At 39.2% G+C, this 20,685-nt stretch carries 25 protein-coding genes and 1 pseudogene; 7 read left to right on the top strand and 19 right to left on the bottom strand.

The window, feature by feature from the left end; translation table 11 throughout:
• Positions 1-144: 144 nt before the first annotated feature.
• On the bottom strand, positions 145-603 hold the full coding sequence (locus BA1_RS06505; protein WP_008356933.1) for a TlpA disulfide reductase family protein: 459 nt from the start codon (positions 601-603) through the stop codon (positions 145-147).
• A 394-nt stretch (positions 604-997) separates the two neighbouring features.
• Positions 998-1,540: a biofilm-specific peroxidase AhpA gene (ahpA, locus tag BA1_RS06500; protein WP_008356930.1), complete on the bottom strand. Its 543-nt coding sequence runs from the start codon at positions 1,538-1,540 to the stop codon at positions 998-1,000.
• Between the two features lie 272 nt (positions 1,541-1,812).
• Here ahpA and BA1_RS06495 point away from each other — a divergent pair, with 272 nt between their 5' ends.
• On the top strand, positions 1,813-2,622 hold the full coding sequence (locus BA1_RS06495) for a mechanosensitive ion channel family protein (protein WP_008356927.1): 810 nt from the start codon (positions 1,813-1,815) through the stop codon (positions 2,620-2,622).
• Between the two features lie 21 nt (positions 2,623-2,643).
• On the opposite strand, the gene BA1_RS06490 is transcribed toward BA1_RS06495, so the two are convergent.
• The 15 genes from BA1_RS06490 to fadH form a co-directional block, all read right to left on the bottom strand.
• Positions 2,644-2,886: a YkuS family protein gene (locus BA1_RS06490; protein WP_008356926.1), complete on the bottom strand. Its 243-nt coding sequence runs from the start codon at positions 2,884-2,886 to the stop codon at positions 2,644-2,646.
• A gap of 50 nt (positions 2,887-2,936) precedes the next feature.
• Positions 2,937-4,112: an N-acetyldiaminopimelate deacetylase gene (locus BA1_RS06485; protein WP_051009107.1), complete on the bottom strand. Its 1,176-nt coding sequence runs from the start codon at positions 4,110-4,112 to the stop codon at positions 2,937-2,939.
• Between the two features lie 37 nt (positions 4,113-4,149).
• A complete protein-coding gene (gene dapD / locus BA1_RS06480) occupies positions 4,150-4,860 on the bottom strand; it encodes a 2,3,4,5-tetrahydropyridine-2,6-dicarboxylate N-acetyltransferase (RefSeq protein WP_008356921.1) in 711 nt (236 codons plus the stop codon).
• Positions 4,861-4,969: 109 nt separating this feature from the next.
• Positions 4,970-5,395, bottom strand: a complete 426-nt coding sequence (locus BA1_RS06475) for a flavodoxin (RefSeq protein ID WP_034738594.1) — start codon at positions 5,393-5,395, stop codon at positions 4,970-4,972.
• Positions 5,396-5,444: 49 nt separating this feature from the next.
• Positions 5,445-6,338: a WD40/YVTN/BNR-like repeat-containing protein gene (locus BA1_RS06470; RefSeq protein WP_008356916.1), complete on the bottom strand. Its 894-nt coding sequence runs from the start codon at positions 6,336-6,338 to the stop codon at positions 5,445-5,447.
• Positions 6,328-6,804, bottom strand: coding sequence for a flavodoxin (locus BA1_RS06465; protein WP_008356912.1), 477 nt, complete (start codon positions 6,802-6,804; stop codon positions 6,328-6,330). The genes BA1_RS06470 and BA1_RS06465 overlap by 11 nt, the downstream gene beginning before the upstream one ends.
• 181 nt (positions 6,805-6,985) lie before the next feature.
• Positions 6,986-7,411 carry a DUF4275 family protein gene (locus tag BA1_RS06460; protein WP_034738592.1) on the bottom strand — a complete coding sequence of 142 codons (426 nt, stop codon included), beginning with the start codon at positions 7,409-7,411 and terminating at the stop codon, positions 6,986-6,988.
• A gap of 101 nt (positions 7,412-7,512) precedes the next feature.
• A complete protein-coding gene (locus BA1_RS06455) occupies positions 7,513-8,394 on the bottom strand; it encodes a LysR family transcriptional regulator (RefSeq protein WP_008356909.1) in 882 nt (293 codons plus the stop codon).
• A 96-nt stretch (positions 8,395-8,490) separates the two neighbouring features.
• Complete coding sequence (gene cbpB / locus BA1_RS06450; RefSeq protein WP_008356907.1) at positions 8,491-8,934, bottom strand: cyclic-di-AMP-binding protein CbpB; 444 nt, start codon at positions 8,932-8,934, stop codon at positions 8,491-8,493.
• 146 nt (positions 8,935-9,080) lie between these two features.
• On the bottom strand, positions 9,081-9,272 hold the full coding sequence (abbA, locus tag BA1_RS06445; RefSeq protein WP_003210802.1) for an antirepressor AbbA: 192 nt from the start codon (positions 9,270-9,272) through the stop codon (positions 9,081-9,083).
• Positions 9,273-9,421: 149 nt separating this feature from the next.
• Positions 9,422-9,937 carry a ribonuclease H-like YkuK family protein gene (locus tag BA1_RS06440; protein ID WP_008356903.1) on the bottom strand — a complete coding sequence of 172 codons (516 nt, stop codon included), beginning with the start codon at positions 9,935-9,937 and terminating at the stop codon, positions 9,422-9,424.
• 139 nt (positions 9,938-10,076) lie between these two features.
• The gene (locus BA1_RS06435; protein ID WP_003212254.1) at positions 10,077-10,319 is read right to left on the bottom strand and encodes a YkuJ family protein; all 243 of its coding nucleotides are present in this window, start codon (positions 10,317-10,319) and stop codon (positions 10,077-10,079) included.
• Positions 10,320-10,505: 186 nt separating this feature from the next.
• The gene (locus tag BA1_RS06430; RefSeq protein WP_008356900.1) at positions 10,506-11,402 is read right to left on the bottom strand and encodes a manganese catalase family protein; all 897 of its coding nucleotides are present in this window, start codon (positions 11,400-11,402) and stop codon (positions 10,506-10,508) included.
• A 261-nt stretch (positions 11,403-11,663) separates the two neighbouring features.
• A complete protein-coding gene (locus BA1_RS06425) occupies positions 11,664-12,884 on the bottom strand; it encodes an EAL domain-containing protein (protein ID WP_008356898.1) in 1,221 nt (406 codons plus the stop codon).
• Positions 12,885-12,948: 64 nt separating this feature from the next.
• The gene (fadH, locus tag BA1_RS06420; protein ID WP_008356896.1) at positions 12,949-13,713 is read right to left on the bottom strand and encodes a 2,4-dienoyl-CoA reductase; all 765 of its coding nucleotides are present in this window, start codon (positions 13,711-13,713) and stop codon (positions 12,949-12,951) included.
• A 145-nt stretch (positions 13,714-13,858) separates the two neighbouring features.
• Between fadH and BA1_RS06415 the strand changes: the two genes are divergently transcribed.
• From BA1_RS06415 to BA1_RS06400, 4 genes are all read left to right on the top strand, one after another.
• Positions 13,859-14,716 (top strand): metallophosphoesterase, encoded by an 858-nt coding sequence (locus tag BA1_RS06415; protein ID WP_008356893.1) that lies wholly within the window; start codon positions 13,859-13,861, stop codon positions 14,714-14,716.
• A gap of 156 nt (positions 14,717-14,872) precedes the next feature.
• Positions 14,873-15,370 (top strand): L,D-transpeptidase family protein, encoded by a 498-nt coding sequence (locus tag BA1_RS06410; RefSeq protein ID WP_008356892.1) that lies wholly within the window; start codon positions 14,873-14,875, stop codon positions 15,368-15,370.
• Positions 15,371-15,443: 73 nt separating this feature from the next.
• Positions 15,444-16,721 (top strand): MFS transporter, encoded by a 1,278-nt coding sequence (locus BA1_RS06405; protein ID WP_008356889.1) that lies wholly within the window; start codon positions 15,444-15,446, stop codon positions 16,719-16,721.
• Positions 16,722-17,108: 387 nt separating this feature from the next.
• Positions 17,109-17,324, top strand: a complete 216-nt coding sequence (locus tag BA1_RS06400; protein ID WP_008356886.1) for a hypothetical protein — start codon at positions 17,109-17,111, stop codon at positions 17,322-17,324.
• A gap of 464 nt (positions 17,325-17,788) precedes the next feature.
• On the opposite strand, the gene BA1_RS06395 is transcribed toward BA1_RS06400, so the two are convergent.
• Positions 17,789-18,922: a response regulator aspartate phosphatase gene (locus BA1_RS06395; RefSeq protein WP_008356884.1), complete on the bottom strand. Its 1,134-nt coding sequence runs from the start codon at positions 18,920-18,922 to the stop codon at positions 17,789-17,791.
• 343 nt (positions 18,923-19,265) lie between these two features.
• Between BA1_RS06395 and BA1_RS06390 the strand changes: the two genes are divergently transcribed.
• Both BA1_RS06390 and BA1_RS06385 read left to right on the top strand, forming a co-directional pair.
• Positions 19,266-19,748 (top strand): hypothetical protein, encoded by a 483-nt coding sequence (locus BA1_RS06390; protein WP_008356882.1) that lies wholly within the window; start codon positions 19,266-19,268, stop codon positions 19,746-19,748.
• Between the two features lie 54 nt (positions 19,749-19,802).
• Complete coding sequence (locus BA1_RS06385) at positions 19,803-20,375, top strand: hypothetical protein (protein ID WP_008356880.1); 573 nt, start codon at positions 19,803-19,805, stop codon at positions 20,373-20,375.
• 61 nt (positions 20,376-20,436) lie between these two features.
• Here the strand turns inward: BA1_RS06385 and BA1_RS18600 are convergent.
• A pseudogene (locus BA1_RS18600) lies at positions 20,437-20,680 on the bottom strand (peptidoglycan-binding domain-containing protein); the annotation flags it as partial.
• Between the last annotated feature and the right edge of the window lie 5 nt (positions 20,681-20,685).

Here is a 20,685-nt window from a genome sequence, read left to right as displayed (position 1 = left end):
TATACCTTTTTTATTAAGGGAATATTTTTTAATGGCGTCCCTCATTTTCTCTTTTCCTAGGAAGAACAGATACAATCACATTCGTCCAGTCTCATATGTCTCCTGTTTTTCCCATGAAAAAACCCCCAATCATGGAGGGAAAGCCTATTCTGCAGCCTTTTCAGACTCAGAAAGAACTCGGTTGACACGTTTTTCAAGCATTTTCATACCGCTTCCGCCAGCTTGGAAGTGACGTAAAGCACCTGTTTTATCAAATACATAATAAGCTGGTACATATTCGTTTTCAAATGCTTCTGTTAGTTTATGTTCACTGTCCACAAAGATAGGCTGTGTGATTTCATGCTCCTGTGCGACCTCTTTGATTTTATCTAGATCTAGATCATCCTCTGAACGCGGCATATGAACTGCGACAACGTTTAGTTGATCCTTGTATTGATCACGGAATTGATTCACTTGCGGCATCGCCTCTTTACAAAGATGACAGCTAACTGACCAGAAGTGGATCAATGTTGGTTTATCACCAATCAATTCTTCTCTCGTTACTTCTCCATTTAACCATTCTTTTGCACCAGTTAGTTCTGGCATCGGTTGACGTAATTTCATTTTGAAGCGCCTCCATCCATTGTATGTGTCGAAACAAAAAGGTCTAACATCAGTTAGACCCCAGCGTGTAGACAAACCCTCGCATTCTTTGTCAGTCCTGCGTGCAGGTGCTCACGAATGTCAAATTCGCTCCGCTCCGGTACTCGTCCTTCCTAGACTGCAAAGGTTTTCAGGTCACGCTGAAAAGAAGACAAAGGGCTAAAATTAAGATCATTTTAGCCCTTTGTCAACAATCTGAGGTCTAACATCAGTTAGACCCTTCTGTTTCTTCAGCTATCAATTAAAGTAAAAAAAATAAAAAGATACAAATGGCAAAGATTAATATCATTTTAGCCCTTTGTCAACAATCTGAGGTCTAACATCAGTTAGACCCTTCTGTTTCTTCAGCTATCAATTAAAGTGTTTTTTGACCAGGTTTCCAGTTCGCTGGGCAAAGTCCACCAGTTTGTAATGCTTGAAGAACACGTAATGTCTCATCTACATCACGACCGATATTGTTGTGGAATACTGTTTGGTATTGAAGTTCGCCTTCTGGGTTAATAATGAATAGACCGCGAAGTGCGATTCCTTCTTCTTCAATTAAAACACCGTATTCTCTAGATACTGTGTGGTTTGTGTCAGCAGCTAGCGGGTATTTTAATTGACCAAGACCATTGTCTTTACGATCTGTGTTGATCCAAGCTAAATGCGTATGAATTGTATCAGTAGATACACCAATGATTTCTGCATCTAAGTCTTCGAACTCATCATAACGATCGCTCATTGCTGTAATTTCAGTTGGGCAAACAAATGTGAAATCCATTGGATAGAAGAAAAGAACTGTCCATTTGTCATTCTTCATGTTTTCCTCTAAACTAACTTTACCAAATTCCTTGTTAGCAAGTACTGCTTCCATTTCAAAACGTGGAGCTTGTTTTCCTACAAAACGCTCTGCCATATGTAAATCCCTCCATAAAATAATATCTTTATACAGACTTCTTAGCTGTATATAAAATGAGAATCAAAAGGTTGAATTCTCATTTAGTTAATAACTTCACAAACATAATTATAATACTTAAGCGATTTTTAGTCAATATTAATTAATAATAAATTTAATTAACGCCCTGTCACAATCTATCGCTGCAACTAATAAAAGTTTAACATGACTTGCATAAGGGAACAAATGATTAGCTTCTCTTTTAGCGCATACATAGAAAGGTTTTGAAAATCATGAAAGCATTTGAACAAGTAGATTGGATTTCCATCATCCTCAATAGCAGTATGATTTTGTTAAAATTAATCGCTATTTTTGTGATTTATTTTGTCGTAAGAGCCGTAGGAAACAAGATGATTAAGCGCGCCTACGAAAAATTCTCTAACAAGCATGACGTCTCTTTATCAAGAGCTCAGACACTGCAAAGTCTTACGTTAAATATCTTCGCCTACTTATTGATTTTTATTCTAGTTGTCATGATCCTTGACCTATTTCATTATAATCCAACCGCTTTACTAGCTGGCGCAGGTGTCATTGGACTTGCGATTGGATTTGGCGCACAGGGATTAGTCAGTGATATTGTGACTGGATTTTTTATTCTGTTAGAAAAACAATTTGATGTCGGCGAGTATATTACGGTTGCAGGCTTTGATGGGATCGTAGAACAAATCGGACTTAGAACAACGCAGCTAAGAAGCTTTGATGGTACTCTTCATTTCATTCCAAATCGAAGTATACTCAATGTAAGCAATCATTCAAGGGGAACGATGCAGGCACTCGTTGATATCGAATTATCTCCAGATGAGAATGTGGATCAGATGATCACAACCTTGCAAGCAGCCTGTGATGAAGTGCGGGAAGAAACACCTCAAATCATCGAAGGACCTCAAGTTGTTGGAGTGGAAGCATTCGGTTCCTCTTCTCTCGTGCTGCGTATCATTGCGAAAACTGAAACAATGGAGCAATGGCGGGTAGAACGAATCTTGCGCAAAAAAATGAAAGAAGTACTCGATCTAGAAAAAGAGCAAAAAGAACCAGGATCATAATCTCCCGGTTCTTTTTGTGTTTTATTGAACACGCTGTTTTACTTCTTGACAAATTTCATCAGCTGTCATACCTGACGCTGTAATGACAGATGCCTTTGTCGTTGTGTCTGAAATGCCAAGAACATTTGAATCTAGTCCAGTGACCACATAGCAGTCACACTGATCCATTTGCTGTTCATTTTGAATACGTACGACATCATACCCTTTTTGCTTCAAAAGTTCTTCCACATCGGATAAAGATGGTTCTACACCAATTCTTGTCATAATCAAGAACACCTCCTGTTCATAAGGTGTACAGGAGGTGGCTCGATTATTCATTCACCCGCTTGCTTTTTGAAATAGGCCGTCATGACATTCACAGCCGTTTCAATAGCCTTTTCATCAGGTGTCAGCTTTGCATGATGCAGCCCATAAGGTGAATCTACCCCTAACCAAAACATGAATCCAGGGTATTTTTTCAGCATGTAGCCAAAATCTTCTCCTGTCATGGCTTCTCTGCATTCAATCACATTCGCAAGTCCTTCTTCGGCGACATATGACATAAATTCTTCTGTCATATCCTTTGAATTGTCCACTTCGTAATAGGATGAAGGGTAACTGACTGTTGCTTTGCATTCGTAGCCTATCTCAATTCCTTTTGCTAGTGCTTCAATTCGTTTTCTCACCTTTTCCATCGACTCTGGTGAGAGCGTGCGAATGGTTCCATCCAGTTTCGCGTGTTGTGCAATGATGTTTTGAGCGGTTCCTCCTGAAATTGTGCCGATTGTAATCACTGCACTATCTAGAGGATCCACATTACGTGAAATGACAGATTGCAGCTGGCCTACAAGTGCACTTGCTGCCACAACCATATCGTTCGCTAAATGAGGATAAGCGGCATGTCCGCCTTTTCCTTCTAAATCAATCACTAGTTCACTCGTATTGGCAAATAGTAGACCCGGTTTTGTTGCAATCGTTCCGACTGGATATTCAGGTGCAATATGCAGCGCTGTAATAAAGTCTGGCGTCCATTTTTTCAAGACATCACTTGCAAGCATCGGTTCAGCTCCGCCAGGTCCTTCTTCTGCCGGTTGAAAAAGAAAGAGTATATCTTCTTTGATTGGGTGATGAACAAAATAATCAATGATACCAAGGGCAATGGTCATATGAAAATCATGTCCACACGCATGCATTTTCCCCTCATGTACAGATTGAAATGAATAGCCAGTTTCCTCTGGAATAGACAGGCCGTCCATATCTGCGCGATAAGCAAATACGCGCGCTGGGTTTGTCCCCTTCACTTTCACAAAGAGTCCAGTCCGCCATGTTTCCATGTCAATTCGATCTTTTGGATACGATTTGAGATGCTCAATGAGATAAGCTTGTGTTTTGAACTCTTGGAAACCAAGCTCAGGAATTTGGTGCAAATCTCTTCGAATGGATATTAATTGCTCAAGATTTAACAAGTGCACTCGCTTCCTTTCCTCTATACGAATAAGACGTGGATACATCATCCACGTCTATGTCTTCAGCTGCGAATGGTAAAAATTAAAGCTGACGCAGTTCTTGTTTGATTTCAGTCTTACCTTTTGTTTTTTCATCAATGTCTTTGATTTTCTTTGCAGGTGTTCCTGCTACAACTGTGTAAGGCTCCACATCATTTACAACGATCGCACCAGCTGCTACAACCGCACCTTTTCCAATTGTCACACCTTCTAAAACAACAGCGTTCGCACCGATGACAACGTCATCTTCTACGACAACTGGTTTAGCAGAAGGTGGCTCAATGACACCTGCAAGAACAGATCCAGCACCGATATGACAGTTCTTACCTACTGTCGCACGACCGCCAAGAACCACGTTCATATCAATCATCGTACCTTCTCCGATGACTGAACCGATGTTAATAGATGCACCCATCATGATGACGGCATTATCACCGATCTCAACTTGATCACGAATGATGGCACCTGGTTCAATACGTGCTTTAATATTTTTTAAATCTAACATAGGAATCGCAGAGTTGCGGCGGTCATTTTCCACAACAACATCTTCAATTTTGTCTTTGTTTGATTCTAGAGCTACTTGAATTTCGCTCCACTCACCGAAGACAACACCTGTGCTACCTGTGATGAATGTTTTTGCATGTTCACCAAATTCAATACCTTCTAAGTCCCCTTTGATATAGACTTTAACAGGTGTTGATTTTGTACTATTTTGAATAAATGAAATAATTTCATTCGCATCCATTTGTTTCATGTATGTATGTCCTCCTCTTAATTTATACTTCATTACTGTATCAAAGGAGAGTTTTAATGACAAGTGAAAGAATCGTCTCCATATTGGCAAATAAAACAAGCGGGCTCCATTATCCCGCTTCTTGCTGGTGAAGAAGAACAAATTGTTTGCCAAAAGAAATCAGTTCCTCTTCTTCCTCTCCTTCTGGATTCAGCTCAATTTTTACGGATGGGAGGACAATTTCACCGCCTAACTCCTTTACCTTTTCTTCAATTAAGTCAACAGCTCCGCAGAAATGTTCATATGATGTATCTCCAGAACCGAATACTGCGAATGCTTTACCCGTCAAATCCAGCTCATCCATTTCTTCATATAAATCAATAAAATCATCTGGAAGATCACCATCTCCCCATGTATATGCACCTAACATAATGTACGAGTAATCCTGAAGAAGTTCAGCATCAATATCCATCGCTTCATGCCGGTCCACGCTAGCTCCTGCTTCCGTTAATCCCTTTTCAATTAAATCAGCCATTGCTTCTGTATTTCCTGACATCGTGGCATACACCAATAAAACCTTTTCCGTCACTTTTTCTTCCTCCTTATTAATGAATCAGCGCAGGCTCCTCATAAGGCCTGACAAACTTACTTTCATATAATCCTGCACAGAAAAAATTTTCTTTTTGATTGGCGACACGAAAACCGTGTCCTTTGATCGTGTCAAACCATTTGAGCTCTTTTTGCTCTATATCGAGCTGATACACTTTAGAATATCCGTGTTCGTCCTGTGAGGTAGTCACATAAATGATGCCATTATCCTCTGACACATCCAAAAATGATTCCTCTCTAGCAAAGGCTTGTGATTGAATATCATGAAGAACATTTGTATGTAAGTCTAAAATTTGAACAGATCCTTTTTTGCCTTTTTTAGAGCCTAATGCACAGACAAGAAGATGCTTCTGACAAAACAGCATAGACGCTGTCATTCGGTGCTCTTCTCTGTTTAGCAGAAAAACCTGTTCACTCTGCAAGTCATACACCCATATGCCTCCGTGCACCTCATGAATCTGCGTTCCAATATAAAGGTGATCACCTGCTATACATAACGAACGAATCACTGGAGGCTGATTCACATGAGCAAATGGCTTCATAATTTCCCAGGAAATCCCGAAATCAGTTGACACATAAATGCTGTGCTTTCCGTGTGCAAACACAAAACCATCTTTGCGCCCTGTAATAGACCAAACGACTGCATTTGTTGGAAATGATGATATCGCCCATGTATTGCCCTCATCTCCTGATCGGATGACTGTTCCATTTTCACCAACACCAAACAAATAAGGACCAATATAGCTAATGGCGTGGATTTTATGCTTGAGCTTAAACAGTTGCTGCCAGCCGCTCTCAACACTGTAGTGAAAAATACCTTCTCGTTTGACCGCTACAAAGTATCCGCCACTTTTAGATGCAGCAACGGCCGTTGCACCTTTATGAAACATGATGTTCAGCTCTTTTCTCAGACAAAGCTGCCCACGTTAAGAAACTCGTTGCAAACTCCTCGCAGCACGCCACATCCTCATCTGTATCTGGCGCAAGTTCCATTTTCAATGTTTCAGGAAATACGGATGCACCTGTTGATTTCAGCATGTCATGGAATGTATGGACAGCCTCGCAAAACTTCGGATAACTGTAATCACCTGATCCAAATACCGCCGCTTTGATGCCACTAAGTTCAAGAGTTGAGACCTCTTCATAAAAATCCTCAGCTTCATAAGGCAAATCACCATCACCCCATGTGTAAGAGCCGATCAATACATAATCGTATGAAGAAAGATCTTCTGCGCTCGTATCGTCAAATTCCATCATCTCTGTTTCTATCCCTTTTCCTTCAAGCGTTTGTTTTAAGATCGCTGCTATATCTTCCGTATTGCCAGACATACTCGCAAATGCAATTAGTGCTTTCATCTATTGGTCACCTCATCTAAATGATAATCATTTTCAATTATTATATGTACACTTTAAATGATAATGATTTTCATTGTCAAATGTTTTTATGAAAAGACATTGTTTCACATCACAATAATCCACAAAAAAACCGCTCATTCCAATTGGAAGGCGGTTCTCAAATGATCAAGATTTCATTGCTTTATGATTCACTCGTTTTATGTGTCTGAATAAAATATGGACCACAAGCGGTTTCGTGCGTCATCACAAATGTCCAGTGTTCATCCCAATCCATGACATACATATCGGTGTAATCCATATCATCCTTTTTATACGGTACATCATTCATTGAGAGTGCACTAGCGTTTTCAAAAAGATATGCTTCATCCACAAATTGATAAAAAATGGTACATTTATGCTTTGTTTGATGAAGAAATGCGTTGATCGCTTCATCTTTTTCAAGGCACTCAACCTTTTCCCAGCTGCATAGGTGCCATAGAAAACCATCCATCCCAATCTCTTTTTGTTCTTCTAATGAAAGATGGCTTGCAAAACGTTCACACCATCTCCCTCGTAAATATTTTCCCCACTTCGGTATGTCGATCTTCTTGCTTTGTTTATTTCTCATCATGTGATCTGCTTTCTTTTCGTAGAATGATAACCAGCCAAATCTATTCAACATTCAATTCAGGCCAGTACGTTTGATTATCGACGTCTTTCAGAAGGTACTTACACAGCCTCGCTTTCAAGCATTTCTTTTACTACACCAACAAATGCTTGGACCTGCTTTAACTGAAAAGATGCTTCATATCCCAAAAGCCATGTGTCACGCCCGATTTGTTCTCCATTTACGTCAACGAGCGGTGTTTTATGAACACTTTTTTCATGGTCATACAAGGTGACAGAAGGCAAAATGGCGTAGCCGATGCCATGATAAGCCATTTGTTTACATGTCTCAATTTGGTCCACAAGAATCGTCTGCTTTGGCGAGACTTTAAACTTTTGATGCCACCAGTGCTGGATTTCTTGATAATAGGTGCTGTCGCTTTTAAATTGAATAAACGGCCGTTCTGTCTCGATTAACTCATCGACGTCCTTGATCACAGAATCGACTAAATATAAATGATCTGTCATCAAATATTCCTTTGTACCTTTCCAATCAGGGTTTCCGCGAATAATCCCAATGTGCACATGGTCTTCATACAAGCTTTTGAGCATTTCACTGCTCCAGCCGGTCACAAGGGACACTTTGGCATTTGGATATTTTTCGACATACCGCTTTAATACCTTTGGCAGCCAGTGCTGACCAATAATGGATGCAACGGCAAGCTTGAGCGTACCGTGAATCTCCCCTTCAAGCTCATCAATTCTCTCCCTCACTCGATCCTGCTCCGTCGTGACTTCTTTAGCAAATTGAATAATCTGTTCACCTGCTGAAGTCACAGTGAGTCCTTTTTGTGAACGAAAAAAGATTTTGGTTCCCCATTCCTTTTCGATCGTTTGCAGCCTTTGAGATAATGCAGGCTGTGAGACAAAGAGCCGCTCTGATGCCTTTCTCATATTTAATTCTTCACTTAGGACAACAAGCATATGTAACTCTTGAAGCTGCATGAGCACCCTCCTTCTCTTGATAAGTTTTTCTTATTCGATATGGTCATTATATAAATAATAGCTTATGAAGGCAAAAAAAATAAGCTGGGCTGCAGCTCATTTTTTTGCGGAATGAATGACCTCATTTAAGCGCTTTAATACAACACGTCGAGTAAAAATCCCTTCAAACACTTGCTCCTCATTCTCTACACAAACAAATCCATTATTCGTCACAGAGTGAACGCCTTTCAGCACTGGATCAGTCGTTTTCAGTCTTGGAATATCTGTTAGCATGACCTCTTCTACCTTCAATTGGTCGAGTTTTTCGAATTCAATTCGTTCTAAACCAAAGATTTTATCCATGATCATATTTGTTCCAATTAACCCATGAAGATGATAAGAAGCATCTAATACTGGTATGGCTGTATATCCTGTTTTTGTCAGGACCAATAGGGCATGCTCAAGATTATTTCCAATTTGAACATGTGCCACTTTATCTGCATCAATCATATGTTCGGCTACTGTTGACTCAAGCAATTGAGTCGGTTCTATCTCTATCATGTTTCTTCGACCCCTTTTCTCTCGATCATCAATCATCCATTCCCTTTTCATATTAAGCATAAACTAAAACGAAATTTGTCGAAAGATTTTTTTCTGCATAAAAAAGATACTCAGCGTAGAGTATCTAATAGAATGTTTAACCGATATTAATTCTCAAACCTTACTCTGTCATACAATGTGATCAATTGCTTATACGTATTGTCGTCCACATTTTTTGTTCCACATTCTATATCATTGATCTCACTGCTTAGTAATTCGACAGCATATTCCTGATTCAGTAATACGTTTAATAATAGCTTTTTCTCTTCTTCATTAAAACGATTTTCGATGACGCTCATTCAACATCAGGCCCCCTGTTTCATATATGCTTTTATATTGATTAGCAGGCGTTTGAATGTCTGCTTCCTCTCTATACAGCTAGAATAAGGAACTAGAATCGAATCGTCAACCGCATGTTTCGACAAGGTTTGGAGAAAAATGACGGAATTTATTTTGTGTATCGATTGGCGTAGCAAAATGCTGCATATGAGTCGGGTTTTATTTTTGCTTCAATTCCCATAGCTGTGATCATTCCGGTCATTTCCTGAATCAGCTCTTTCGTACTTCCTTTTTTGCCAATATCTAGATGAGCTTCAAAACGAAGGTCTGCCCCTTCCTCAGCAAACGGAAGAAGCAAATCCATCAGTTCTGTTAAAGGTCCCTCCAGGATGTCTGCGCATACCTTTTGGCTAAACGCTGTTTCTAATGAAATTTTTTCTCTAAGACTTTGCACAGGTCTGTTCATCACGTGTTGTGTGAGACAGCCCCACGCTCCTTTGCCAATCCGGTGAAGATGAATTGCAGTCATAAATGTTGTGACATTCTGATGAACCTGAGAGTCCGTACCAATTGATAACACATAGACAGATCTCGGATCTTTTCGAATAAAGTCTTTCATTCTCATGACGACATCAGAAAACGCTAAATGATCTTCAGATAGATGAAAGAAAAAAGAATCGCTCACAGAAAGGAACTCCTTTTTAATGGTCTCTTATCCGAACAATGCGCTGAATGATCATCTTCCATTTGTCCATCACCTATGAAGTGTATGCTTCCGAAATAAACGAAGGAATCCTCAGAAAAAACATTTCATACGATTCAGCTTAGGATTGTAAAAGCTCAAAAATCTCAATCGAAATCATATCAATGTTGTCAAATGGGAATGTGTTTGGCTTATCCCCTTGTTGAAAAACAGTCAATTCAAACGTTTGATTCTTTTCGAAATACTTAACACTACAGATTTTCTCACCGTTCACTTCAAAATAACGCTGTGCCGGCTCGTTTGCAGCTTCTGCTGTCTCTTGAAGACTTTGCAGCCTTGTAATAATACCCATTAATTGTGACATTCTAAAAAAAGACTCCTTTCAAAAAAACAACTCAAGATGAACCCCGTATTGATTATACACAAGTCCTACAAAGCATCATACCATAAAGTGTTCTCAGATGATATTTTTCCTCTTGAATTCAAAAAAAGAAAAAGAATCTGTTTTTTTATTTTGAGTCTTTTTTTCTCATCTCATTCATCCTGTTTTTTATATACCTGCCGATCTCATCAGGCGTTTGGCGATTTCGTCAAAATCCTCTTTTGAAATACCCGGCGCAAACTCTTCCGGCAAATCTCTATAATCTGGTACAGGTGCCCCTTTTGGGGTGCCCTCAATAACTGTCAGCGGCTTTCCATCAATTGGGTGGCTGCCTTTCCAAATCAGATTGATATCCTTGTAATCCGTATCACTAAATGTATACAGTTTTGTATGAACATTTTGCTCTTCAAACTTTCTGGCAGAATCAAAGTATTTATTGTCGAGGTTTGGAATCGGCAGCATTTTCCCTACATCTACTCCTGTGGCTACCTCAAGAGCTTTTGCATACGCCACCACATGCACGCCTCCCCTTACAAGTAAATAACCGATCATCTCTCTTGCTGTAGGGTGATCCGTCATTTCATATACACGCATTTTATGTGTACGAGCTCCGCACTCAAGGAAGAAATTATGAAGAAGATCAAGAATCAGGTTACCACTTGAAAACACATTCTCTCCTGTCCATGGTTTTGCCATTGAATCAAACGGATAGCCTGTTTGTGCGGTTTGGATAAAATGCTGTGTATTTCGTTTATCAACAGCTGCTTTCATCGGTGTTGTATCTGGATCTCCCCCATGAGTGGTTCCTGTAATCATGAGATTGACAGCGGTTGTCACAAGCTCTACATGACCAAATTCTTCAGCTGTAATACTTGATACGAGGTCATAAAACGGTTTGAGTTTTCGTTTTCCCCTAAAGTTAAAGGACTGAAACATGTAATTATTTAATGTGGACATTTCACCAAATTTCCCGCCCAGTAATTCTTGCACAGCAGCTGCACCATTTGCATCTGGGTGATCTGGCATTGGCAAACTAATCAGCAGCCGCTTGTCGCGTTTGATCATGGCTTTTCCCTCCTACTGTCTAACTATCATCACTTAAGATGTATGGATGAATTGGGATGTCCTATGCATGAAGGGAAAGATTAAAACGCAAAAAAAACTTGGCGGGGGTAGCGCCAAGTTTTTTGGATCTTGATCTGATAGAGGGGTTGGGGAACAGAGAGTAGCTTCTCTCTATAACTAAATGATAATGATTATCAGTTTCATTGTCAACCATTTTTTATTTCTTTTTTCTATTTTAAAAAACAGCCATGAAGGCTGCTTTTAAATTAATCCATCTTGCTCATATAGATAAGCATACGGGAGGTCTATAAACAAATATACGTCTTCTTCTAACGGATAGGAAAACGTACGGATTCGCTCTCCAGTTTCTAAATCACTGTAAATATCGCTGAAAAATCCTTTTCCACTAATTCTCATTTGAAGAATATTCGCTAGGAAATAAGGACGCCAGCTCCAGTTTTTCTCTATATACTCCGGCTGAAACAACCATTCTTTATCTTTCTTAAATACATTCCCAGTGATTTGAAATCCTTCCTCATTACACATATAAATTCGAAAGCTGCAATCTGTTAGTTCGAGTGCCAGTTTTTGAATGAGTTCATCATTTGTACTGCATGATTTTTTTAATGTACTGACAGCTTGATGAATTCGCTTATAAAATGTTTCAGAATGCTCATAGACAGCTTGAAGTTTCTTTTTCTCATGGGCAATAAATTGTTGAAACTCTTCTCTAAGCTGATCTTTTCGTTTGTTACGGTCAATTAGTTCTGCCGCAGGCTCATGAAGATAGAAGCCTTGAAAATATCGCCCGCCGTTTCTCCATGCATACTGCAGCTGAAAATTTGCCTCAATGTCCTCATAAATTAAAGCCGCTCCTATTTTTCTCGCAAGCAGTGAAATGCTGTATAAGACATATTCATAGGAAGGGGAAGGAGAGGAAGCCTTTAAGGCCTGTAAATCAATTTTTAATAGATCGGGTGAAAGCAGGGCAATCCTGTCAAGGTTACTGCTTTCTTTTCCTATATTAGATACGGCGATTTTGATTCCATATGTACGATAATACGTTAACGTATGGTAAAGCTGCTCAATGTCGCCGCTAAACGTATGTTCAGTAATTTCAATGACAAACCGGTTGAGCTGAATGCCTCTTGCTTCATATTCCTTTAAAAGTTCTAAAAAACTTTCGCCATGGTCAAGCATGAGGACATTGGCATCATGATTAATAAAAATGAGCAAATCTTCATCCGCCGCTGTGAAGAGATCAAGCGCTTGACGCAGTACTTTTTGATCTACTTCAAGTTTATATTCGTCAGGAATAGATGAATCCGTAAAGAAGGAGCCTAGACTAACCGTTCCCGACTCAAGCTTCATTCTTCCTAGAATCTCATAGCCTATCACTTTTTGTTCTTCCGCACTGAAGATCGCTTGATAGTGCGGGAAAACATCTTCAATATTCGTTAAAATATCCAATGGATCGACCATTTTCATCACCTGCTTCTCTCTTTGTGTGATTATACCATATCAAAAGCAGGTCTTACACGGTCATTCAAAATGGTGATCGGTTAAGCCACTGTCCCCCATCCATCGTGATACAATCGCCATTAATATAAGATGCATGGTCTGATAATAAGAAACTCGCAAGCTCTGCAATTTCTTCTGGCGTGCCAAGTCTGCCGAGAGGCACACTATCTAAAGTTCTTTGTGCAGCCTCTTCAGATTCCCACAGTTTATCAGCACCGCCTGTTCTCTCGATTGGCCCTGGTGCGATAGCATTCACGCGAATTCGATATTGTTTTCCCCATTCCACCGCAAGCGTGCGGGTCAGTGATAGAACACCCGCCTTTGCTGCTGCTGAATGCGCCACACCTACACCAGCACCCCATGCATATGTGGCGACCATGTTGATCATACTCCCGCTTTTCTTTTGACGAATCCAATAATTGCCCACCGCGTGGCTGCAAAAAAATGTACCATTTAGCACAATATCAATGACCGCTTTCCATCCGTTTGGAGACAGCTTTTCCGCCGGAACCAAAAAGTTCCCCGCTGCGTTGTTGATAAGCGCATCCACACCGCCAAATGTATCTACCGCAAATTTCACCATTTGGTCAGCATCATCTGGATTTCGCACATCCATTTGGAAATAAGCGACAGAGCCGCCTTTCTGTTTGATTTCATTTGCGGTTGCTTCAAGCGTCTCTTCTGTTCTTCCAGTCATCACAACATTCCAGCCCCCAAGTGCCAAATGAGTGGCCATCGCCTTCCCCATTCCGCTTGATCCTCCTGTGACAATCACTGTTTGCTTCGTCATTTGTTCTCCCCCTTTGATGAATTTGAATGACTATTCATTCATTGTTTTTTCTATCATATCATGATTTCCCCTCCATGCACCATATGGGAGTTTGATCAAATATCATGCTATACTTAATTTTATTTTTAAAGGAGTCTTATCTTATATGAAGCAACTTTCACGTAGACAGTTTTTAAAAGGAGCAGCTGGAGTGAGTATTCTCGGTTTTTTGACCACGACCTTTGGGTATGGTTACGCGCGGTACATTGAGCCGCGCATGATCGATGCCGTATCACTGACCATTCATGATGCTCAGCTTCCAGCTTCATTTGATCAGTTTAAAATTGCGCAATTTAGTGATGTTCATTTAAGTGATACATTTCCCGCTGAAGATTTAGAGTCCATCGTCCAAAAGATCAATACTGAATCTCCGGATCTCATTGTGTTCACAGGTGACCTTGTTGATTTTCAGTCATCTATTGAAGAACATGAAAAAGCCAGAGCCTATTTGTCTAAGCTTGATGCTCCGTTTGGAAAGATGGCGATATGCGGAAATCATGACTACGGGCCATTTGGCATTGATGTATATGAGAAAACGATGGAAGCTTGCGGATTTACATTATGTAAAAATGAAGTGTTTCTTTTAGAAAAAGAAGGCGCGCACATTCAGCTCGCTACACTGGATGACCTCATGATGAATGTGCCTGATTACGACCTCATCAAACGGGAAGTTTCCTCTGACCTATTTACTTTACTGCTTGTACATGAGCCTGATGCCGCACTAGAGCTCAAAACAACACCGATTAACTTGCAGCTTTCAGGACATACGCATGGCGGTCAAATACAGCTTCCTTTCTATGGACCGATTCTCACAGCACCTTATGGGCATACATATGTCGAAGGGTTATACGGCAGCTATCAGCACCGTATCTATGTCAACCGTGGACTTGGGACAACCAGAATGCCGCTGCGATTTTTAGCCAAACCTGAGATCACCTTTCTCACCTTAACCTCTCGAGTGTAAACAGAAGCCAAATCGCCTTGATCAGCATATGTATAAATAAAGATCGTTCTCATGACAAATGTTAGGAGAAACCTTACTGGGCCTGATTCCGTCCATATTGTATATTGAATGACGGGCATCACGGCTTCTTTTATTTGAACAAAAGGAGTGTCCTTCGTGCTGCGATACACGGTGAAAAGTGGAGAAACACTTGCTTCTATAGCACTTGATTTCCGAACAACAACAGATGCCTTAAAGGCTGCAAACCCGTCACTTGAATCTCGTGAACCAGAACAAAATGAGATCATCATCATTCCCGGGCTGCCGGATCCAAGTACCATCCCTTACCGCATATCCGTTTCAATTTCAACGAAGCGTCTCGTTCTGTTTTCTGGATCACAACTCATACGCTCGTACCCGATTGCAACAGGAAGAATTTTGAATATGACCCCGACAGGCTCTTATTATATTGTCAACAGACAACCAAACCCAGGAGGTCCCTTTGGCGTCTATTGGCTGAGCCTTTCGAAAGTTCATTACGGCATCCACGGGACGAATAACCCGTCTTCAATTGGTAAAGCTGTGTCTAGAGGGTGCATTCGTATGTATAATCAGAATGTCCTCGAACTTGCTTCACTCGTTCCAAATGGAACACCTGTGACCATTAGCCAGTAGGAGAAATCAATTGTATGAATGGTTAAAATTTTATATGATAGAAAGTGGGATCTTCAGGTTAAGGAGCGTATTTATGGATATTTTTAAAAACAGAAATTTTGTTCGTCTCTTTTTTGCAGCACTTGCCTCGCAAATGGGGACAACAGTAGGCAATATGGCGTTTGCCTTTTATTTGCTCGACCATTTTAGTCATCAGCCCGCCTACGCCACATTGGCAGAGCTCATGTATTCACTGCCTACGGTCTTTGTCTTTTTTATGGTCGGTGTGGTCGCTGACCGTTTTGATCGTAAAAAAGTCGCAGAGAATTGTGATTGGATACGAGCTGGGCTGACAATCGTTTTATTTATCGTCATTTATTTTAATTCACTGCCGCTTATTTTCTTGATCTTGTTTATACGAAGTGCCATTACGAAGTTCTTCTATCCAGCTGAAGCCTCTCTCGTTCAGGCCATCTTAAATAAAGATCAATATGCAAAAGCAGCTGGTTTAAATCAAATGCTATTTAGTCTGTTTATGGTATTTGGTGTTGGTATAGGTGCCATTATGTATAAGACGATTGGACTTCATGGTGCTATTACCATTGATTTGGTCAGTTTTATTATTTCAGGTATTCTTATTCGATCATGCAACATTCCAATGGAAGCACGTCAGCCAAATGGACAAGCCGGCTGGAGAGGCATGACCATTAAAACTTCTCTGAAAGATTTTAAAGAAGGTATTCTTTATATTTTAAAAAATAAATTACTGGCTTCTTTAATTTTTGGCTTCTTTGTTTTCGGTCTAGTCAATGGCGCATTTGCCGTTCTTCCAATGTTTACGATGAAATACGGGCTTTCACCAGATCACTTTGAGCTGCATACATCCTTCTTTACAATTGCAATCGGTGCAGGGCTTCTTGTTGGAAGCTTATTGGGTTCTGTTCTTGCTAAAAAGGTAAAAATGCAATACCTCATGTCGATTCCAATTCTGGTTGCCGGCATTCTTATTTTTGTCCTTGGTTCTACCCATTCACTATGGTTATTTTATGTCACATCATTTGTCATTGGTACATGCATTGGTCCAGTCAACATTGTCATAGGAGGCTGGCTGCCGAGAATTGTCCATCCTCGCCTAATGGGCCGCGTATCAGGATGGGTTGATCCGCTCACCATGTTTGCACAATCAATGACGCTAGGTTTAATTGCCGTCCTATTTCCAAAGCTGATCACAAATGTTTCTTATATTTATTACGGAATGGGCATCATTATTTTACTCGTCTTCCTTTTTTACTTCATTACATTGCCGAAGTTCAGCAGAGAGGCTGCCGACTTAGACGTGCAGCGTGAATTAAAGGGCCAGGGAGTTCAATAAATATACCAATAAAGGATTTGCTTCTTGAGAACATCCTTTTATCATGATTGCGGCGTCCTTCACGTGAAGGGCGCTATTTTTCTGCTAATCGAAATGAGTCATTCTTTCACCGGCAAAAATGCTTAAAAAAAGATGAGCAAGCGCAGAACAGGACAAATGGGCAGACCATGTACTACATACACTATCCCCCAACACCCAAACTATCAAGGCGTTAGCATGCCTTTATTCGACAAACTTCATTTTCACATTGACTCTCACTTAGATTTCCATATCTCTTAACTCATTATGAAATAAAAGGAATATGTGTAAAATCAAAACATTTCCAACAAAAAACCTTTACATCTTTGGAAGTTTTATAGTAGGATAGTCAGGTTGGAGGTGAGGGGTATGCTAAAAAGTTATTATTTTATTCATACAAAAAATGATCATGGACAATACGTTGTACATACAGAAGACTGCGCATTTTTAGGTGATGCAGCAAGCCGTACGTTGATTGGTCTGCACATGAATGGTGAAAGCGCCATGGAAGAAGCCAAAAAAATGACGAACGAAACAGATTTTAACGGTTGTTTTTATTGCGCTTATTCTTGTCATACGAAATAGTCCATGATTTTAAGCCATATGTTCGACCCTGTTGTCTTGCATATGGTCGATTTTATACGTGCAATGGATGAACAAATAAAACACATTGAGAAACTACCCATTTATTTAAATAGGTAGTTATCAAGGTATGATAGTTCACTTTGTGTATATTTATCAGCACTTACTCAGCTGATAAGGACAGCAAACAAATAAACGACCGTTGACATGCTCTCCCTCCCTTAAGACTAACAATCTATAAGAAAAGCCGTAAAAAATCTTCTCTCAAGAAATGAACTACATGGGATAAAGAGAAAAGAGAATGACGATTCAAATAAAAAAGCCCCCGAAAAGGGGCTTTTTCTGTTTAAGCAAAATAACCAATACTTGAAGTATGTCCTCTTTGGGCTTCATTATGGATATCGTTTGACGAAACATAACTAAAAGCACCTAACACACTGACAATTATTATTACGGTTGCTACTGACTTAAATTTCATAAAGACAGTCTCCCCTTTTAATTTGGTGTTGGAAATAAAGAACCTTCTTATAAGATTCGTTTGCACGCTCTATATCTCCTGCTTTACTATAATGCATCGCTGCATCTTTCGATAAATCTTCAAGATTCGCAAAAAAGGACTTTGACTCCAAGTATGCCATTGCTTCTTTTATCCGGTTTACATTGTTTTCTAAATATAATGCTTTCAATATAGTGAATGTACTTATAAATATGTCGTCTTTTAATTTTTCAGCTAATTCCATCCCCTCGTTTAAGGCGTATAATCCTAAATCATTTTGATCAGTTTTAAAGTATGACTTTGTCAACATAACCATCGGATCAAGAATTTTATTTAAATGTTCATATCCTTGTTCTTTAAATGAGTGGATAGATTCATTGAAGTATTTAATAGCCATTAATCGTTCATCATTGTGGAAATAACTCAATCCTATATTATAAAGCGCCGATCCTTTTAATCTTTTTGTTGAGTTATCAGAAGATTTTTCAAGTGCGTATTCAAAATGAGGCGTTGCTTTTTCGGGGCAACCCATATCAATATAATTTAATCCAATAACAAAAGAACACTGTATCTGCCTAACAGTATAAGTATCTTTTTCTTTGTAACAATCTATTGCTTGGGCGATATGGTGCATAGACATGTGGTTTTGTTTCATGTGGTAATAGATTTCAGCCATCTTGTAATTAAACTCGGCACGTTCAATATCGTCACTTACTAAGGATAATTTCTTTTCTGCTCGTTTGTAGAAGGTAATGGCGTTGAGGTATTCATAATTTTCAATTTCGTACATGCCGTAGAAAAAATTAAAATAATATTCAAGTAGTCCTGTTAACTTCTCTTGATCCTTTTTGATCTTCATTGCTAATTCTCTAAAGTTGGCACGCTCTTTTCCATTTTCCAATGGTTTCAAATAATCTAACATTAATTTATGTCGGAATTCCATGAGTGAGAAATATAACAATAAGTCCTGGTTTTCCTCCATATTATCGAGCAAAGATTTAATTTCTTCTTTATATGCTTCGGCATCCGGCACGTTAAATCTTTGAATATGGTAATACCATTCATTGATTTTCAAGCCGACATGAGAAGAAAGCACTTTCTCCATAGACCCTACCCCTTCCTTACTATCCCCTATAATGACATATATTATCATTTTCCGAATAATTCCACACCGAAAAGAAACCGCAATTTTCCACAAGAATTAATTATAATTAAATAGACACACAAAAAAATACAGTTCAAAAATATCATTCACCCTAAATGTGGTTTTTGTTACGATTTTTACAAATCTTGTAGAAAAGGTGATGTTCTTATATAAAAGACCTATAAGGGTTTAAGACATATTCCACTGGTTTTTCTCAAAATGTATTTTATAATTGAGACTTGAACAACAAGGTTTTCTAACATAATAAACAGTCTCTTTATTTATTTTTTCGGAGGCGAATAACATGACTTTCAGAAAAAAAATTATTCCTGTACTACTAAGCTCAACTCTATTAACTTCTGGTCTGGGTGCGACTGCTGTGTTTGCAGCAGAGCCAGCTAAGTCAACAACACCAGTACATACGAAGGTTTATAAAACTTCTTTACAACAAGCCGCAACAAATAACAGCACTAGCCCTATTCAGTCAAATGCTTTAACAACTCAAACAGCCGCAAACGGGGAAGTTTCTACTCAAGGGGCTGTTTCGTGGACATATAAAGCATTCCGAGGTGCTTTACGTTCTGGTGGGTGGTTACTATCAAAAGCATTGAAACCCTTTAATCCAAAGGCTGCTGCTTGGATCAGAAAGCATTCTGCTAAAATCGCAAAGGTAATGGATAAGGGGGAAAAATGGACTGAAAAACAATTTACAAAAGCTTTTACTAAAATGGGTGCGCCTAGAGATGTTGCTAAAACTTTGGCAAAATTCATCATTAATCTTCTTTAAATAAACAATAAGTGCTATTAGTTTTCTAATAGCGCTTTTTTATGGAGGGTATTCATGTCTTTTTCTTATGTGATTTCATTGACTTTTTTAGTGCTCCTTTTAGTGTCTATCATATTTTATACTTTTTTAAGAAAAAAAAACGTTGTAGATGAACCCCCTGGTGCTATTGTTGCCGTTTTGCTTATTTTACTAATATGTTTTTCCCTTAGTTTCGTTATTGCTATTCCAACTTTCATGCTTTACCTAGTATCACTGGGAGTGAATTTTCTTTTCGGCGAATACATCACTTATGATTCATTTTTCTCTTTGGTGACCTTTTCGTTGTTATTTAGCATCGTCGTGATTTTTTGGTCATTTATAGTTTTATTTATAGGGAAAGGAATCATTTTTTTGTTGAAGGTCCCAAAATGGATAACTTATATTTTAGAATTTTTTGCTTCGTGGGCTCTTATTTACTTTTCAATTAAATATGTACTAAATATGGAGATAATTGAAGTTTCTATATGGGGAAATGGCGTATTGATTTTATCATTTTTTGTTAGCTTTTTATACATCGGTCTTGACATTATATCCTCTGCGCTGGATCAAAAAAATCAACAAATAGAAGAAGATCCCCCTATCCAATAATGGAGAAGGGGGTTGTTTATTTTATAGCTTTCATTTTCTGTAGTCTTATGTCTATAGTTGTTTATTTTAATAGCCTTACTAAAACAGCTTTAGTCTTTGGACCATAAATGCCATCAGCAGCAAGACCATGCATGAGCTGGAATCGTTTGACCGCATCCGCTGTTTTCGGTCCATAATAGCCCCGTCTATATCGTTATTTTTTACGACTTTATTAGGAAATATACGGCAGTCAGGGCTTCCTGTACGGCTTTTACCCCTGCCTCCTTTTTAAGAGGCTTTGTAACTTTTAAAATGCCTGTTGGCAAGCGAC

Source organism: Bacillus xiamenensis, from assembly GCF_000300535.1.
Taxonomy (GTDB): Bacteria; Bacillota; Bacilli; order Bacillales; family Bacillaceae; genus Bacillus; species Bacillus xiamenensis.
Note: the sequence above shows the minus strand (reverse complement) of the source record. Positions and strands in the feature narration are given on the sequence as shown.

What these genes read in the sequence shown, in the direction of transcription:
- BA1_RS06485 (WP_051009107.1), bottom strand. Translation starts at nt 4,112, where the DNA reads ATGTATCCACGTCTTATTCGTATAGAGGAAAGGAAGCGAGTGCACTTG.
- BA1_RS06455 (WP_008356909.1), bottom strand. Translation starts at nt 8,394, where the DNA reads ATGCAGCTTCAAGAGTTACATATGCTTGTTGTCCTAAGTGAAGAATTA.
- BA1_RS06435 (WP_003212254.1), bottom strand. Translation starts at nt 10,319, where the DNA reads ATGTCACAATTAATGGGTATTATTACAAGGCTGCAAAGTCTTCAAGAG.
- BA1_RS06495 (WP_008356927.1), top strand. Translation starts at nt 1,813, where the DNA reads ATGAAAGCATTTGAACAAGTAGATTGGATTTCCATCATCCTCAATAGC.
- dapD (WP_008356921.1), bottom strand. Translation starts at nt 4,860, where the DNA reads ATGAAACAAATGGATGCGAATGAAATTATTTCATTTATTCAAAATAGT.
- fadH (WP_008356896.1), bottom strand. Translation starts at nt 13,713, where the DNA reads ATGACGAAGCAAACAGTGATTGTCACAGGAGGATCAAGCGGAATGGGG.
- BA1_RS06400 (WP_008356886.1), top strand. Translation starts at nt 17,109, where the DNA reads ATGCTAAAAAGTTATTATTTTATTCATACAAAAAATGATCATGGACAA.
- BA1_RS06475 (WP_034738594.1), bottom strand. Translation starts at nt 5,395, where the DNA reads ATGTCAGGAAATACAGAAGCAATGGCTGATTTAATTGAAAAGGGATTA.
- BA1_RS06470 (WP_008356916.1), bottom strand. Translation starts at nt 6,338, where the DNA reads ATGTTTCATAAAGGTGCAACGGCCGTTGCTGCATCTAAAAGTGGCGGA.
- ahpA (WP_008356930.1), bottom strand. Translation starts at nt 1,540, where the DNA reads ATGGCAGAGCGTTTTGTAGGAAAACAAGCTCCACGTTTTGAAATGGAA.
- BA1_RS06465 (WP_008356912.1), bottom strand. Translation starts at nt 6,804, where the DNA reads ATGAAAGCACTAATTGCATTTGCGAGTATGTCTGGCAATACGGAAGAT.
- BA1_RS06385 (WP_008356880.1), top strand. Translation starts at nt 19,803, where the DNA reads ATGTCTTTTTCTTATGTGATTTCATTGACTTTTTTAGTGCTCCTTTTA.
- BA1_RS06395 (WP_008356884.1), bottom strand. Translation starts at nt 18,922, where the DNA reads ATGGAGAAAGTGCTTTCTTCTCATGTCGGCTTGAAAATCAATGAATGG.
- BA1_RS06425 (WP_008356898.1), bottom strand. Translation starts at nt 12,884, where the DNA reads ATGGTCGATCCATTGGATATTTTAACGAATATTGAAGATGTTTTCCCG.
- BA1_RS06390 (WP_008356882.1), top strand. Translation starts at nt 19,266, where the DNA reads ATGACTTTCAGAAAAAAAATTATTCCTGTACTACTAAGCTCAACTCTA.
- BA1_RS06505 (WP_008356933.1), bottom strand. Translation starts at nt 603, where the DNA reads ATGAAATTACGTCAACCGATGCCAGAACTAACTGGTGCAAAAGAATGG.
- abbA (WP_003210802.1), bottom strand. Translation starts at nt 9,272, where the DNA reads ATGAGCGTCATCGAAAATCGTTTTAATGAAGAAGAGAAAAAGCTATTA.
- BA1_RS06490 (WP_008356926.1), bottom strand. Translation starts at nt 2,886, where the DNA reads ATGACAAGAATTGGTGTAGAACCATCTTTATCCGATGTGGAAGAACTT.
- cbpB (WP_008356907.1), bottom strand. Translation starts at nt 8,934, where the DNA reads ATGATAGAGATAGAACCGACTCAATTGCTTGAGTCAACAGTAGCCGAA.
- BA1_RS06460 (WP_034738592.1), bottom strand. Translation starts at nt 7,411, where the DNA reads ATGAGAAATAAACAAAGCAAGAAGATCGACATACCGAAGTGGGGAAAA.
- BA1_RS06430 (WP_008356900.1), bottom strand. Translation starts at nt 11,402, where the DNA reads ATGATCAAACGCGACAAGCGGCTGCTGATTAGTTTGCCAATGCCAGAT.
- BA1_RS06415 (WP_008356893.1), top strand. Translation starts at nt 13,859, where the DNA reads ATGAAGCAACTTTCACGTAGACAGTTTTTAAAAGGAGCAGCTGGAGTG.
- BA1_RS06405 (WP_008356889.1), top strand. Translation starts at nt 15,444, where the DNA reads ATGGATATTTTTAAAAACAGAAATTTTGTTCGTCTCTTTTTTGCAGCA.